Source organism: Lentzea fradiae, from assembly GCF_900100955.1.
In the GTDB taxonomy this organism is placed as follows: domain Bacteria; phylum Actinomycetota; class Actinomycetes; order Mycobacteriales; family Pseudonocardiaceae; genus Lentzea; species Lentzea fradiae.
This window is the reverse complement of the sequence record NZ_FNCC01000010.1, coordinates 347,598-362,876: the sequence shown is the minus strand read 5'-3', so window position 1 is coordinate 362,876 and position 15,279 is coordinate 347,598. Positions and strand designations below refer to the sequence as shown.

Annotated in this window: 13 protein-coding genes and 1 pseudogene; 13 read left to right on the top strand and 1 reads right to left on the bottom strand. The window is 71.9% G+C overall.

The window, feature by feature from the left end:
- Positions 1 to 17: 17 nt before the first annotated feature.
- Positions 18 to 1,973 (top strand): flavin-containing monooxygenase, encoded by a 1,956-nt coding sequence (locus BLT23_RS25175; RefSeq protein WP_090052765.1) that lies wholly within the window; start codon positions 18 to 20, stop codon positions 1,971 to 1,973.
- Between the two features lie 46 nt (positions 1,974 to 2,019).
- Here BLT23_RS25175 and BLT23_RS25170 read toward each other — a convergent pair whose 3' ends face one another.
- The gene (locus BLT23_RS25170) at positions 2,020 to 2,811 is read right to left on the bottom strand and encodes an enoyl-CoA hydratase/isomerase family protein (RefSeq protein WP_245744152.1); all 792 of its coding nucleotides are present in this window, start codon (positions 2,809 to 2,811) and stop codon (positions 2,020 to 2,022) included.
- 128 nt (positions 2,812 to 2,939) lie between these two features.
- Between BLT23_RS25170 and BLT23_RS25165 the strand changes: the two genes are divergently transcribed.
- From BLT23_RS25165 to BLT23_RS41350, 12 genes and pseudogenes are all read left to right on the top strand, one after another.
- Positions 2,940 to 3,350 (top strand): nuclear transport factor 2 family protein, encoded by a 411-nt coding sequence (locus BLT23_RS25165; protein WP_245744151.1) that lies wholly within the window; start codon positions 2,940 to 2,942, stop codon positions 3,348 to 3,350.
- A 104-nt stretch (positions 3,351 to 3,454) separates the two neighbouring features.
- On the top strand, positions 3,455 to 4,609 hold the full coding sequence (locus BLT23_RS25160) for a serine hydrolase domain-containing protein (RefSeq protein WP_090052763.1): 1,155 nt from the start codon (positions 3,455 to 3,457) through the stop codon (positions 4,607 to 4,609).
- Positions 4,606 to 5,475, top strand: a complete 870-nt coding sequence (locus tag BLT23_RS25155; RefSeq protein WP_090052761.1) for an SDR family NAD(P)-dependent oxidoreductase — start codon at positions 4,606 to 4,608, stop codon at positions 5,473 to 5,475. Before BLT23_RS25160 ends, BLT23_RS25155 begins: the two co-directional genes overlap by 4 nt.
- A 4-nt stretch (positions 5,476 to 5,479) precedes the next feature.
- Positions 5,480 to 6,424, top strand: a complete 945-nt coding sequence (locus BLT23_RS25150; protein ID WP_090053004.1) for an alpha/beta hydrolase — start codon at positions 5,480 to 5,482, stop codon at positions 6,422 to 6,424.
- Between the two features lie 36 nt (positions 6,425 to 6,460).
- On the top strand, positions 6,461 to 7,387 hold the full coding sequence (locus BLT23_RS25145; protein WP_090052759.1) for an SMP-30/gluconolactonase/LRE family protein: 927 nt from the start codon (positions 6,461 to 6,463) through the stop codon (positions 7,385 to 7,387).
- A gap of 98 nt (positions 7,388 to 7,485) precedes the next feature.
- Entirely contained in the window at positions 7,486 to 8,391 is a 906-nt protein-coding gene (locus BLT23_RS25140; RefSeq protein ID WP_090052757.1) for an SDR family NAD(P)-dependent oxidoreductase, read from the top strand.
- A 21-nt stretch (positions 8,392 to 8,412) separates the two neighbouring features.
- Positions 8,413 to 9,633: a cytochrome P450 gene (locus tag BLT23_RS25135; protein ID WP_090052754.1), complete on the top strand. Its 1,221-nt coding sequence runs from the start codon at positions 8,413 to 8,415 to the stop codon at positions 9,631 to 9,633.
- The gene (locus BLT23_RS25130; RefSeq protein ID WP_245744150.1) at positions 9,630 to 9,971 is read left to right on the top strand and encodes a 2Fe-2S iron-sulfur cluster-binding protein; all 342 of its coding nucleotides are present in this window, start codon (positions 9,630 to 9,632) and stop codon (positions 9,969 to 9,971) included. Before BLT23_RS25135 ends, BLT23_RS25130 begins: the two co-directional genes overlap by 4 nt.
- A complete protein-coding gene (locus BLT23_RS25125) occupies positions 9,968 to 11,203 on the top strand; it encodes an NAD(P)/FAD-dependent oxidoreductase (protein WP_090052752.1) in 1,236 nt (411 codons plus the stop codon). The genes BLT23_RS25130 and BLT23_RS25125 overlap by 4 nt, the downstream gene beginning before the upstream one ends.
- Positions 11,200 to 12,336 carry a sensor histidine kinase gene (locus tag BLT23_RS25120; protein ID WP_090052750.1) on the top strand — a complete coding sequence of 379 codons (1,137 nt, stop codon included), beginning with the start codon at positions 11,200 to 11,202 and terminating at the stop codon, positions 12,334 to 12,336. Before BLT23_RS25125 ends, BLT23_RS25120 begins: the two co-directional genes overlap by 4 nt.
- A complete protein-coding gene (locus BLT23_RS25115; RefSeq protein WP_090052748.1) occupies positions 12,333 to 13,004 on the top strand; it encodes a response regulator transcription factor in 672 nt (223 codons plus the stop codon). Before BLT23_RS25120 ends, BLT23_RS25115 begins: the two co-directional genes overlap by 4 nt.
- A 19-nt stretch (positions 13,005 to 13,023) precedes the next feature.
- Positions 13,024 to 15,246 (top strand): annotated as a pseudogene (locus tag BLT23_RS41350) (MMPL family transporter); the annotation flags it as partial.
- Between the last annotated feature and the right edge of the window lie 33 nt (positions 15,247 to 15,279).

Genomic DNA, 15,279 nt, shown 5'->3' with positions numbered 1-15,279 from the left:
GAGAAACCGGTGTCCCGATGACCGTGATCACCCACGACCAGCCCACCTACGTCGTCTCGCCCGTGACCGGCGTCGACCGGGGTGCCCTGGCTGCCGCCATCGACGCCGCCGACCCCGGCGCGCTGCTCGCCACCCTGGTGCACCTGACCGGGGACACCGCACTCGTCGACGAGTTCGAGGCCAAGCTCGCCCGGCACCGCGCCGTGGACGGTCCGGCGTGGCTGGGCGCGTACCCGGAGGAAGTCGCCGCCGAGGTCCGCGACCGCGCCCACCGTCTGCTGGACACCTCGCTCGTGCCGCGCGTGGGCGTCCCCGACGACGAGCTCTTCCGTCGACTCGCCGGCGTCTGCGTCAACGACATCGTGGACGCCGAGTACGTGCCTCACCTGCGAGAGCAGGCTGGGTTCGAACCCGCCCGCCGCGTCGTGCCCGCCACCCGCCGGCCGCCGCAGGACTTCACCGTCGCCGTCATCGGTTCCGGCATGATCGGCCTCAACGCCGCGATCAAGCTCGGCGAGGCCGGCTTCCGCTACCACGTGTTCGAGAAGAGCGACGACCTCGGCGGAACCTGGTCGCGCAACACCTACCCCGGCGCCGCGGTCGACACGCCCAGCCACTTCTACTCGTACTCGTTCGAGCTGAACCCGACCTGGTCGAAGTACTACCCGACCGGCCCCGAGTACCTGGAGTACCTGCGCGGTGTTGCGCGCAAGTACGACCTGCACCCCCACATCTCCTTCTCCACGGAGGTGCTCGGCTGCACCTGGGACGAGGCCGACCAGGCCTGGACGCTCACCGTGCGCGGACCGGACGGCACGACGCGCACCCACCGCGCCAACGCCGTGGTCACCGCCACCGGCGTGCTCAACGCCGCCTCGATCCCCGACGTCCCGGGCGCGGAGACCTTCCGCGGCCAGACGATGCACACCGCGCAGTGGCGACCGGACGTCGACCTGACCGGGAAGAAGGTCGTCGTGCTCGGCGCCGGGTGCACCTCCGTACAGGTCGTGGCCGCCGTGGTCGACCAGGTCGAGGCACTGCACGTCGTCGCCCGCCAGCCCCACTGGGTCATCCCCGAACGCGCTGTGGCCGCCGACGTCCCCGAGGGCGCGCGGTGGGCACTGGAGAACATCCCGTACTACCACCAGTGGTTCCGGCTCAAGTCCTACTGGTGGGCCGCCGACAAGGGATGGCCGATCGCCCGCATCGACGAGGACTGGTACGCGACCCACGTCTCCGCGTCTCCAGCCAACGACGCGGTCATGCAGGTCTGCCTCGACCACCTGGACCGCTCGTTCAGCGACCGCCCGGACCTCAGGGAGAAGCTGACCCCCGACTTCCCGCCGTTCGCCAAGCGCATCGTCAAGGACCCCGGCTTCTTCGAGGCGGTCAAGCGTGATCACGTCACCGTGCACCGCGCAGCTTTCCGCGAGATCCGCCCCGACGGGGTGATCACCACCGAAGGCGAGTTCATCGAGGCCGACGTCATCATCTGGGCCACCGGTTTCAAGCTGGAGTACCTGGGTTTCCTCGACGTCGTCGGCCGTGAGGGGCTGAGGTTGTCCGAGGCGTGGGCCGACCAGGACCCGCGCGCCTACCTCGGCATCACCGTTCCCGGCTTCCCCAACCTCTTCGTCACCGCCGGTCCCAACGCGGCGCCCAACCACGGCGGCGGGCACAACATCACCAGCGAGGAACACGTCCACTACGTCGTGGAGAGCCTGCAGTACCTGGTGGAGAACGACCTCGCCGCGATGGAGCCGACCCGCGAGGCCACCGACGACTACAACCGCCGCGTGGACGAGTCGCTGGACAAGACCGTGTGGCAGCACGGCGGCACCGCCAACGGCTACTACCGCAACAAGAACGGGCGGGCGTGGGTGACCTGCCCGTGGCGGCTGGTCGACTACTGGGCCATGCTGCGCGCCCCCGAGCCGCAGGACTACACGTTCACTCCTCGCGCGAGGAGCTGACGGACGTGCCGGGGGCGTCGGCGGGACACCGGCGACGCCCCCGTTCTCACTCGCCGTGGAACACCGGTGGACGCCGCTCCAGGCTCGCCGCGATGCCCTCGGCGCAGTCGGAGGTCTGCCACAGCCGGGCCTGCTCGGCCAGTTCGTGCTCCAACGCCGCCCGGACGCGGTCGGCCAGACCGGCCCGCAGCGTCGCCCGGATCGACCGCACGGCCAGCGGTGCCGCCGCCGCGATCTCCCGAGCCCACGTCAGCGCGGTCTCGCGAACACGGCCGGGTTCGGCGAGCCGGTCAGCCAGTCCGATGTGGACGGCTTCCTCGCCTCCGACCCGCCGTCCGGTCAGCAACAGATCGGCGGCGACGCGACGGCCTACCAGTTCCGGCAGCGTCACGCTCAGGCCGAAGCCCTGGTGGAAGCCCAGCAACGCGAAGTTGGCCACGAACCGCGACGACGCCTCGGCGACCCGGAAGTCCGCCGCACACGCCAGGCCCAAGCCTCCGCCCACCGCCGCACCCTGCACCGCGGCGACGATCGGCGTGCGCACGTCGAACAGCTGCGCGGCCCGGCGGTACAACCGCTCGGACACGGCCACCCGGTCCCGGTCGAAACCTCCACCGCCGCCGAAGTCCGCGCCCGCGCAGAAGTGCTTGCCCTGCGAGGCCAGCACGATCACCCGGCAGGCGGTGTCGTCGTCGAGTGCGAGAGCAGCGTCGACGATCTCGCCGATGAGCCGTTCGTCGAAGTGGTTGGCGGGTGGGCGGCGCATCTCCAGCAGCGCGATGCCGTCCCGCACGGACACCGCCAGGTCGAGGTGCGCGTCGTCAGCAGAAGTCGTCACAGCACGGAGGTTGCCGCACGGCTGCGCTCGGTGAGCTCGTTGTCCCGCTCACCGGGACGACCACCGTCATTGCCGGGCACTCGGGGCGACCATCGCCGATCCGACACCGGCAAGCTTATGGAGAACCGATGAGTAACGACGAGAAGAACACCGCCGACGATGTGCTGCGCATCGTCACCCTCCTCAACCAGTTCGCCCGCATGGCCGACGAGGGCACGATTCCCGAGATCGGCGCCCTCTGCACGCAGGACGTGGAGTGGTGGATGCCCGAGGTGACGTGGCAGGGCCATGAGGAGGTCCTGAAAGGACTCGAAGCGATGCGCGAGCTGGGATACGCCGGCCCCGCCTCCCGAAATCGACACGTCATCACCAACCACGAGATCCACGTGGACGGCGACCGAGCCGCGGCGCACTCCTACTTCCAGCTCCTGTCCGGCGACACGCCGTCGAGCATCCTCGCCATCGGTTCCTACACCGACGAACTGCGACGCGATGCCGACGGCCGCTGGCTGTTCGCCGGTCGCCAGGTGACCTCCTGATCCGTCCACTCACCGGAACACCGCACTCCCGCGTGGACGCCGGCTCCCTAGTCTCGTGCGACCCCAGGCCCGACTCCGCCGTTCGCCGCCGCACGAGGAGATCCATGACCGTCTCGCACGACGACCCACGCATCCGCACGGCGCTCGAGCGCGCCCTCGAACTGGGGGAGACCGGCATTGCCGTCGCCGCCTACCACCGCGGCGAGCTGATCGTCGACGCCGTCGCGGGGGCGGCCGACGCCGAGCGCGGCACCCCGGCCGACCACCGCACGCTCTTCCCGGTGTTCTCGGTGACCAAGGGCGTCACCGCGCTCGCCGTGCACCTGCAGGCCGAGCGCGGCCTGCTCGACCTCGATGCGCCGATCGCCCACTACTGGCCGGAGTTCGCCGCCAACGGCAAGGACACCACCACCGTCGAGCACGCGCTGTCACACCGGGCAGGCATCCCACAGATGCCCGACGGGGTCACGCGGGAGCTGATGGCCGACTGGGACTGGATGGTCGAACGCGTTGCCGCGCACACCCCGATTTTCGAACCCGGCACGGCCAACGCCTACCACGTGCTGGTGTGGGGTTGGATCCTCGGTGAGGTCGTGCGCCGCACCGACCCCGGCCGGCGGCCGTTCGACGTGTTCGTCCGCGAGGAGATCTGCGCACCGCTCGGCGTCACCGACTTCCACCTCGGCGTGTCCGACGCGGACCTGCCCAGGGTCGCCACGCTCTACGGCGGCAACACCTTCGCCATCGTCGACGAGCACAACATCAGCCCGCCCGCGGTGTTCCCCGGCTCCGAGGTGCACAACCAGCGGGTCGTGCGGCAGGCCGTCGATCCCGGCGCGGGTGCCATCGCCACCGCACCCTCCGTGGCCCGGATCTTCGCCTTGCTGGCCGAAAGCGGCGAGCTCGACGGCGTGCGGCTGTTGTCCCGTGAACGGGCCGCGTCCCTGACCCGGCTGCGGCAGAACGCGCACGACCCGGACCGGGTGCTGCCCATCCCGGTGTGGTTCGGCGCGGCCGGCTACTGGCTCGGCGGTGAACCGGGGGCTTCCGATCCGCTGGTGGGCGAGCACCGCGAGATCGTCTACAGCCCCGGCGCGGGTGGGTCGATCGCCTGGGCCGACCTGCGCGACCGCATCGCCGTGGCGATCTGCCACAACAACATGGACACCCCGGCCGTCACCGATCCGGAGACGACGTTCGCGCCGGTCGTCCGGGCCATCCGCGAGATCGTCGCCGAACGTGAGAAGAGCATCCGATGAACGACGCGAGGACCCTGTTCGGCGGTGGTGTCGCCGTGATCACCGGCGCCGGCGCCGGCATCGGCGCGGGACTGGCCCGCCACGCCGCGCTGGAGCTGGGCATGACCGTCGTGCTCGCCGATGTCGACACCGCCGCCATCGCGGCCCTGCGCGCCGAGCTGGAGGCGGCCGGCACCCGCGCGGTCGACATCGCCTGCGACGTGCGTGATCCCCAGGCACTTGAACGGCTTGCCGAACGCACCGTGACCGAAGTGGGCCCAGTTCGGCTGCTGGTCAACAACGCTGGCGTCGAGCAGTTCGGCTACCTGTGGGACACCCCGGTCGCCAACTGGGAGCGCCTGGTCTCGATCAACGTCAGCGGCGTCTTCCACGGCATCCGCGCGTTCCTGCCGCGCATGCTCGCCGAGCCCGCGCGGTCGTGGGTGTGGAACCTGTCCTCGATCGGCGGGGTCAGCGCCGCACCCCTCCAAGCTCCCTACATCATGAGCAAGCACGCCGTGCTCGCCCTCACCGAGTGTCTGCACCAGGAGGTCGAACTGGCCGGGCACGCTGATCACGTCCACGTCCAGGCGGTGCTGCCCGGCGCGGTCGCCTCCAACATCTTCGAGTCGGCGGGCGCTGTCGAGGACGGTGACACCGCGGCCGCCGAGGAGCACCGCGAGGCCATGCTCAAGGTCAAGTCGCAGGCGATGGACCCCCTCGACGCCGCTCGCGTCTTCTTCGACCAGGCGGCATCCGGCGAGTTCTACCTGACCTCGCAACGCTTCGTCGTCGACACCATGGCCGCCCGCGCCGACACCCTGATCCACCGTCGTGCCCCGGTTCTGCTCCAGGGCGAGTTCACCGTCCCCGCGAGTGAGGGGTGAGACCGTGACCGCGTTCCCGCTGGATCCCGACGCCGCGGCCATCGCCGCGGCCGTGGCCGATGCCCCGGCCATGCGCGAGCGGGGTATCGATGCCGTCCGCGCGTCCCTGGAGGCCGCGCCCCACCCGCCGAACCTGCCCGTCATGGCCGCCACCGAGGACCACGTGGTTCCCGGTCCGCACGGCGGCATCGCGGTGCGCGTGCACCGCCCCACCGCCGACAGGGGGACACCGGTGATCGTTTACTTCCACGGCGGCGGGATGTGCATGGGCTCCAACCACTCGTTCGAGCCGGTGGCTCGCAACCTGGCCCACCACAGCGGTGCGGTGGTCGTGGCGGTCGAGTACCGGCTGGCACCGGAGGCCCCGCCGCCCGCGCAGTTCGACGACGCCTGGGCCGCCACCACGTGGGTGGCCGAGCACTCCGACGAGTTGGGGGTGGACCTGGCGCGGCTGGCCGTGGCCGGCGACAGCGCGGGAGGCACCCTCGCCGCCGCTGTCGCGCTGGCGGCCCGCGATCGAGGCGGACCCATCATCACCTGTCAGGTGCTCATCTACCCCGGCGTGGACCGCGACCTGGCCGCCGCGTCGATCACCCGCTATGCCGACGCCCCGATCCTGAGCCGCGACGACGTGCTGTACCTCAACGGGCTGGCCGACGCGGGGCAGGGCGTGCCCGACAGCCCCTACCGCGTCCCGGCCTACGCGGCCGACCTGGCCGGTCTGCCGCCGGCGATCGTGGTGACGGCGGAGTGCGACCCGATCCGCGACTGGGGCGAGCGCTACGCGCACCGCCTGCGTGACGCGCGCGTGCAGACCACACTCACTCGCTACCCCGGTGTCCCGCACGGCTTCGTGCTCCAGGCCGACTACCTCGCCCGCGGCCGTCTTGCCCTCGCCGAGACCGGCGCGCTGCTGCGGGCCAAGTTCGCCCACCCGCTGCCGTTCTGACCACAAAACTTGACCAAACTCATCTTTGGAGAAATCGTGACCGACGTCGACGTCGATCCCCTGGCCGATGCGCGTGAGACCGCACCGCGTGAGCTGTCGCGCGGCTACACGTGGGCGGAGTGTCCGCGCTGGCACGACGGGGCGCTGTGGTTCAGCGACATGTACGCCCACCGCCTCGTTCGCCTCGACGCCGCGGGCGAGGCCGAAACGGTGCTGGACCTGTCCGGCCGCACGTCGGTCAACGGCGCCGAGGTGATCCCCGGCGGCTTCGGCTGGCTGCCCGACGGCCGGCTGATCGTCACCTCGATGCACGAGCGCCTGGTCCTGGCCTTCGACGGCGAGCAGGTCACCGTGCACGCCGACCTGCGGGAGCTGGCCACCGGGCCGATCAACGACATGGTCGTGGACGCCGACGGTCGCGCCTACGTGACCCAGTTGGGCTTCGAGCTGTTCGCAGGAGAGGAGCCGCGCGACTCCGCGCTGCTCGTCGTCGAACCGGACGGCACCGCCCGTGCCCTGACCGAACTGGGCGGCTTCGGCGGCGCCAACGGCATCGCCGTCAGCTCCGACGGCACTCGCGTGGTGACCGCGGAGGCGTTCGCCAACCGCATCACCGTGCTCGACCGCGACGTCGACGGTCGACTGAGCAATCGTCGCGTGTTCGCCACCACCTCATCGCTGCCGGACGGCATCTGCCTGGACGAGCAGGGCGGCGTGTGGACGGGCATGCCCTCGGTGGCCGCCGTGGCCCGCGTTCTCGAAGGCGGGGCGGTGAGCGATGTCGTGCGCTTCGACCCGCAGGTGGCGTTGCCTCCCGCCTGCGTGCTCGGCGGCGAGGATCGCCGGACCCTCTACATCTGCGCGGGCCTGGACGTCCTGGACTGGGAGGAGTCCCGGCGCCGGCGCCGGGGCTCGGTCTGGGCTGCCGACGTCGCGGTCGGCGGAGGCGCCAACCGCCCCTGACCGACCGCGTCACATTACCTGACCAAACTCATGTATTCGGTAGCGTTGGCGTCGTGCCCAGGTGCGGCAGCGAGCGCGCCGAGCAGAGGGGAACACCCGTGGACACCCTTTCCTTCACCGGCCGCACCGTGGTCGTGACCGGAGCCGGGCGCGGCATCGGCCGCGCCCACGCTCTGCTGCTGGCCTCCCGCGGCGCGTCCGTCGTCGTGGCCGATCTCGGCGCGAAGGTCGACGGCGGTGGCGTGGACGGAGACGACCCGGCGGGCGCCGTCGTGGCCGAGATCGGCACCGCCGGCGGCCGCGCTGTCGCCTGTCGCGCGGACATCTCCACCGAAAGCGGCGCAGCCGAGGTCGTCTCCACCGCGGTCGACGAGTTCGGCGGCCTCGACGCGGTGATCAACAATGCCGGCATCGTGCGCACGGCCCGCTTCGACGAGGTCGACACGCGCGAGTACCAGCGGCACCTCGACGTGCACTTCTTCGGCTCGCTCAACATCTGCAAGGCGGCCTGGCCGCACCTGATCGCCTCCGGCAGCGGTCGCGTGGTCAACACCGTCTCCGCCGCCATGCTCGGCAACCCGATGATGACCCACTACGGCAGCTCCAAGGGCGCGGTGTTCGGCCTGACCCGCAATCTCGCCCTCGAAGGCGCCGAGCACGGCATCCTGGTCAACGCCGTCGCGCCGGGAGCGGGCACCCGCATGGCCGAGAGCTCGGCGGCGTCGCTGCCGCCCGAGGTCATGGAGTACCTGCGGACCCAGCTGCTGCCCGAGCACGTCGCCCCGTTGGCCGCCTACCTCGTGCACCCCTCGTGCACGGTGACCGGCGAGCTGTTCAACGCCGCCGGCGGCACGGTCAACCGCGCCGTCGTGGTCACCACCACCGGCATCCACGACCCCGCCCTGACCGTGGAGACCGTCGCCGAGAGGTTCGACGAGGTCATGGCCCTCACCCCTGATGCGCGGCCCGAGCTGGTCGCCGTCCCCCAGCTGCCCACCGCCTGACCCGATTCCGGAGACCTGTCGATGACCACCACTCCCGGCACCGAGTACCCCTTCGCACCGGTGCCCCCGGCCGAGGCGGTCGAGCACCTGGGCCGCATCATCGCCGACCGGCCGATGACGAAGATGACCATGCCGTACGGCGGTGACGTGTGGCTGGTGCACCGCAACGCCGCCGCCCGCGAGATCCTCAGCGACCGCCGGTTCGTGCGCGAGCCGTTCCGCACGGGCGAGCGCGTCGTGCCGTTCTTCGTGCCGTTCCCCGACTTCCTGCGCGGCACGCTCCAGTTCGAGGATCCGCCGCAGCACACCAAGCTGCGCAAGCTGGTGCAGAAGGCCATCTCGCCCAAGCGGGTGCGCGAGATGCGCGACTCCGCTGTGGCCTTCGCCAACGAGCTGATCGACGGCATGATCGGCCGCGGCGGTGTGCGCGACCTGGTACCCGAGTACTCGCTGGCGCTGCCGATCGAGATGCTCAGCAACCTGCTCGGAGTTCCGTCGTCGGACCGGGAGAAGTTCGAGCGGTGGAGCTCGTCCACCCTGGCGGTGGCGGGCAAGACCGAGGCCGAGGTCGCGGCCGACATGGCCGAGCTGGCCGCCTACATGACCGGACTCATCGCCGAGCGCCGCGAGGAGCCGCGCGACGACCTGCTCAGCGCCCTGGCCCACGCCCGCGACCGGGACGAGACGCTCACCGACGCCGAGATCCTGCCGATCGCGTTCATCCTCATCGTCGGAGGCTTCGACAACACCGCCACCTTCCTGTCCACCGGCGTGCTCGCCCTGCTGAGCAACGACGAGGAGCGCGCCCGCTTCGCGGCCGACCCGGACGGCCTCGCGGCCACCGCCGCCGAGGAGGTGTTGCGGCACGGCGGGTTCGCCACCGGCCGCCCCGCCGGCGGTGGCGGTGGCCTGGTGCCGTTCGTCGCCACCGAGGACGTTGTCGTGGACGGGCAGCTCATCGCCAAGGGCGAGGCCGTCAGCATCGACCCGAGCGCCGCGGGCCACGACCCCGCCGTGGTGACCGAACCCGCGCGGTTCGACATCGGCCGCCCCGACAACCCCCACCTGACGCTCAGCCACGGCCTGCACCACTGCCTCGGCGCTCCGCTGGCCCGCATGGAGCTGCAGGTCGGCTTGGCCGAGCTGTTCAAGCGCGTCCCCGGCCTCCGGCTGGCGGGTGAACCGGTGTTCAGCCGTGACGTGCTCACCCAGCCGATGACCAGCCTGCCGGTCACCTGGTGACGAAGGAGAACACGATCGTGCCCAAGGTGTTCTACACCCAGTCCGACGGCATCGAACGGGTCGTGGAGGCCGAGGCGGGCGACTCGGTGATGCAGACCGCGGTCCGCAACGGCGTCCCCGGCATCCTCGGCCAGTGCGGCGGGTCGTTGTCCTGCGCCACCTGCCACGTCTTCCTCGACGAGCGCCACGCCGACGACTTCCCGCCGGTCGGCGAGGACGAGGACGACATGCTCGACGTCGCGGCCACCGACCGCGAGGACAACTCCCGCCTGTCCTGCCAGCTCGTCCTGGCCCCCGGGCAGGAGGTCCACGTCACCATCCCGGAGACCCAGCTGTGAGCACCGGCCACCTGCTCGTCGTGGGCGCGGGCCAAGCCGGTGCCCAGGTGGTGAGCAGCGTCCGCGAGCTCGGCTGGGACGGCTCGATCACCCTGGTCGGGCAGGAGCCCCACGCCCCCTACTCCCGGCCGCCGCTGTCCAAGGCGGTGCTGCGCGGCGAGACGACTCCCGAGTCGCTGGTGCTGCGCAGCACCGCCTTCTACCGTGATCAGCACGTGGACCTCGTCCTCGACGAGCGCGTCACACGGTTGGAGCTGTCCGGTGAGGGTGCGGGTACGGCCGTGGCCGCCTCCGGCCGGTCCTGGCTGTTCGACCGCCTCGTGCTGGCCACTGGCGCGGAACCACGCCGCTTGGACCTGGAGGGCGCCGACCTCGACGGGGTCGTGGTGTTGCGCGACCTGGCCGACGCCGAGGTGCTGGCTCGCCGCCTCGACGTCGCCGACCTCGTGGTGGTCGGCGGCGGGTTCATCGGACTGGAGGTCGCCGCCACCGCGGCGGCGGCCGGTGTGCGGGTGACCGTCGTAGAGGCCGGCCCCTCACTGATGGGCCGCGTGGTCAGCCCGGTGACGGCCGAGTTGGTGCGAGCCGCGCACCAGGACGCCGGGGTGCGGGTGCTGACCGGGGTGCGCCCGCTGCGCTTCCGCGGCGAGCGGGGCTCGGTGACCGCCGTCGAGCTGGCGGACGGCACGCGCCTGCCCGCCGGTCTCGTGCTGGTCGGCGTCGGTGCTCGGCCGCGCGACGACCTGGCGCGCGGCGCCGGACTGCACTGCGACGGCGGCGTGGTCGTCGACGCCTTCTCCCGCGCCTCCGACGGACACACACTCGCCGTCGGCGACTGCGCCGACCTGCCCGATCCCACTCCCGGCTCCGATCGGCGGCTGCGGCTGGAGAGCGTGGACAACGCCGTGGAACAGGCCAAGGCCGCCGCGACCACCCTGGTGGGCGACCCGCGCCCCTACACCGGTGTGCCGTGGTTCTGGTCGGACCAGGGCAGCCTGAAGATCCAGATCGCCGGTCTGGCGCATCCCGGCGACGAGGTGGTCCTCCGTCCTGGCGAGCGACCCGGCCGGTTCACCGCACTGCGTTACCGCGGTGACCGCCTCACCGCCGCCGAGTGCGTCAACGCTCCCGCCGACTTCATGGTCGTGCGCAAGGCGCTCGCACAGGGCAGGGAGGTGTCCCGCGACGCCGCGGCGATCATCGGCGTGCCCCTGAAGAGGCTGGTGGCGTGAGCCGTTTCAGCCGGGTCGACACCGTGGTCACCCTGGTCGCCGTCCTGGTCACGGGGCTCGCCCTGGTGCGCATCATCGCCGCCGGCGGTCCGTGGCCCTCGGCCGCCTTCGTCGTCGCCGGCTTCGCTGCGGTGCTGCTGCGGCACCGGCACCCGCCGACGGTGTGGGCGGCCACGACGGCCGGTGCCGCGCTGGTCGGCCACGCCGACCCGGCGTGGGTGTCGCTGGGTGCGTTGAGCCAGCTCGCCCTGCTCCACCTGGTGTCGACCGCCAGGCGACGGAGGTGGGTGGTTGCAGCCGTCGTCACCGCACTGGTGTTCTGCCTCCCGTCGCTGCTCGGCGGTGCGGGCGCCGCGGTCGAGGCCGATGTGGCGGCGATGGTCGCCTGGACCGCGGGGGCGGTGGGCGTCGGTCACGCCGTGCGCTCGCGCCGGGACTACGTGCTGGCGGTGGAGGACCGGGCGCTGCGGGCAGAGCAGTTGAGGGAAGAGGTGGCGCGGCGGCGGGTGGTGGAGGAGCGGCTGCGCATCGCGCGGGAGCTGCACGACGTGGTGGGTCATCACGTCGCGGTCATCACCGTCCACGCCGGACTGGCGCGCCGCACGTTGCGCACCGACCTCGCCCGCTCGGAGGACGCCCTGGTGGAGACCGAGAGCGCGGCTCGCGCGGTGCTGCGGGAGATGGCCGGCATCCTGCGTCTGCTGCGCGCCGACGACGTGGACACCGCCACCCCCGTGCCCGGGTTGGAGCGGGTCGAGGACCTGGTCGAGGCGGTCCGGAGGGGAGGTGTCGAGGTCGTAGCGCGTCTCGACGACGGGCAGGTACCCGATCTGGTGTCGGTGACCGGCTACCGCGTGGTGCAGGAGGCGCTGACCAACGCTGCCCGTCACGGCACCGGCCGCGTTGAACTGAGCGTGCGCCGCCTGTCCGACACCGTGGTCGTCGAGGCCGTCAACCCGGTGTCCGATGCCACGCCGTCGCGGACCGGTGGCTATGGCCTGGTGGGGATGAGGGAACGCGTGGACGCCATCGGCGGGCAATTGGAGGCGGGACGGGACGGCGCGGCGTTCCGGGTCCGCGCGACCCTGCCCGTCGGCCGCGGTTCGTCCGGCCGGAGCGGGGACGAGCGATGACCCGCGCAGTGCGCGTCCTGGTCGTGGACGACCAGGCCCTCATCCGGGCGGGCCTGCGCGGAGTGCTGGAGTCCGAGAGCGGTGTCACCGTCGTCGGTGAAGCCGGCGACGGTGACACCGCGGTGCGACGCGTCCGCGAAGGTGGGGTCGACGTGGTTCTCATGGATCTGCGCATGCCGCACGTGGACGGAGTCGAGGCCACCCGCAGGCTGACCGCGGATCCCGGCGCATCGAGCGGGGTCGCCGTACTGGTGCTGACCACCTTCGAGACCGACGAGCACGTGCTGTCCGCCGTCGCCGCCGGGGCCCGCGGTTACCTCGGCAAGGACTCGACCCCCGAAGCGCTGGTCGACGCCGTGCGCGTGGTCGCTCGAGGCGAGACGCTGCTGTCCGCGCGGGCTATGACCGCCCTCGCCGCACACGCCACCCGTGCGGTCTCGCCACCGGCGCCACCTCGATCGTCGCTGGCCCCGCTGACCGACCGCGAACGCGAGGTCGTACTGCTCGTGGCACGGGGACTGAGCAACGACGAGATCGCCCTGCGCCTGGTCATCTCACCGCTCACGGCCAAGACCCACGTCAACCGCGCCATGACCAAGCTCGGCGCACGGGACCGGGCGGCCTTGGTCGTCACCGTGCACTCTTCGGGTCTGCTCGGCTCTCCCTGAGACGTACCGCAGGCGCGGTATGCCTCGCGGGTCTACCGCCAGGACAGCAGCAGGGATGCCGTGCTCGGACGACGACGTGCCGGCGTCTCGCCGGAAGGCTGGTGCCTGGTTGGGACTGGTCGGGCGGCGCACCGCGCCGCGCCTCCCACCGGGACGTCGCAGGAGAGAAAACCGCATGGCACGACTACTCTACCGGCTGGGTGCCGGCAGCGCCCGACACCCACTGCTGGTCATCACCGCCTGGTTGGTGCTCGCCGCAGGCCTGGCCGCCGCCGCGATCGGCGGCATGCGCTTCGCGGACGGCGGGTTCGAGATCGGCGACACCGAGTCCAGCACCGCTTTGGAGGTCGTCGAGCGCGAGTTCCCGTCCCCGCAGCCGGAACCGGGCACCGGCAGTCTGCAACTCGTGCTGTTCACGGAGAACGGCACACCTCTGGGCGCGGCGCAGCGGACCGTCGTCGCCGACGTGCTCGCCCGCGCCGCCGCCACCGCCCACGTCGCCGTGGTCTCCGACCCGTTCGACCCGGCTCGCCCGTCGGTCTCCCCGGACGGCACCACCGCGGTCGCCACCCTGTCGCTGCGCGAGCTCACCGAGGACAACAGGGACGCGGTGCACGACGCCGTCGTCGCCTTGGCGGACCAGGCACGGGACCGCGGCCTGGGTGCGGAGGTGGGCGGCTCGCTCAGCGACCCCGTGCCCGAGGTGTTCGGGCCCACCGAGATCATCGGCGCGGTACTGGCCTTCGCCGTTCTGCTGCTGACCTACGGCTCACTGGCCGCCGCCGGCGCCAACATGGCCGGTGCCCTGATCGGCGTCGCGGTGGGGGTGCTCGGGGTGCTGGCCTTCTCCGCGTTCTCGCCCATCGGCACCATGACACCCGTCTTGGCCGTCATGCTCGGCTTGGCCGTGGGCATCGACTACTGCCTCTTCGTCCTGGCCCGCTTCCGAGCCGAACTGCGCGCGGGCCGCCCGGTGGAGGACGCGATCGGGCGTGCCACCGGCACCGCCGGGTCGGCGGTCGTGTTCGCCGGCAGCACCGTGATCATCGCCCTGGCCGGGCTGGCGGTGGTCGGCATCGGCTTCATCACCGAGATGGGCCTGGCCGCCACGGTCGGGGTGGCGGTCGCCGTGCTGATGTCGCTCACGCTGCTGCCCGCCGCGCTGAAGCTGATGGGACGCAAAGCCCTGCCGCGTCGTGAGCGCGCCGGTGGCACGCCGGTCCGCGCCGACCGGATCGGTTTCCTGGACCGCTGGATCAAGCTGGTCGTCCGCCGTCCGGTCACGGTGCTGGTGGGCGCCGTGGCGGGGCTGCTCGTGCTGGCCGTGCCGGTGCTCTCGCTGACGACCTCGCTGACCACCCCCGGCGGTGAGGACCCCACCAGCACCCAGCGCGCGGCCTACGACCAGGTCGCCGAGGCGTTCGGTGCCGGCTCCCAGGGACCGCTGGTCGTGCTCGCACAAGGAGACGGCGTGCGGGCTCGCCTGGACGAGGTGACCTCCGGCCTCGCCACTCTTCACGGGGTCGCCTCCGTCGTCCCGGCCGGCGTCAACCCCACCGGTGACACCGCCCTGCTCCAGGTCGTGCCCACCACCGGCCCGGTCGACGAGCGCACCGAACAGCTCGTGCACGACATCCGTGACCGCGCCGACGCCGTGCCCGGCGTGACCCTGCTGGTCACCGGACAGACCGCGATCGGCATCGACACCGACGAACGGCTGTCCACCGCCCTGGTCACCTACCTGGTCGTCATCGTCGGCCTGTCCCTGCTGCTGCTCATCGTCGTCTTCCGCTCCCTGCTCGTACCGCTGATCGCCACGGCCGGCTTCCTGCTCTCACTCGGCGCGGGCGTGGGCGTCACCGTCGCGGTGTTCCAGTGGGGCTGGCTCGACCCGGTCTTCGCGGCCCCGCAGGGCAACCCGATGCTGAGCCTGCTGCCCGTGCTCATCGTCGGCATCCTGTTCGGCCTGGCGATGGACTACCAGGTGTTCCTGGTCTCCCGGATGCACGAGGCGCACGTACGCGGTCTCGACCCGGTCGAGGCGGTGCTGGACGGCTTCGGACGCACCGCCGTCGTGGTCGTGTCCGCGGCGACGATCATGACCGCGGTGTTCGCCGGGTTCGCGCTCAGCCCGTCGTCGCTGATCGGCTCCATCGGCCTGGCGCTGACCGCCGGTGTCGTCGCCGATGCGTTCGTCGTGCGCATGATCGTCGTGCCCGCCCTGCTCACCCTGCTCGGCCGCGCCGCGTGGTGGTTGCCCGAGTGGCTGGACCGC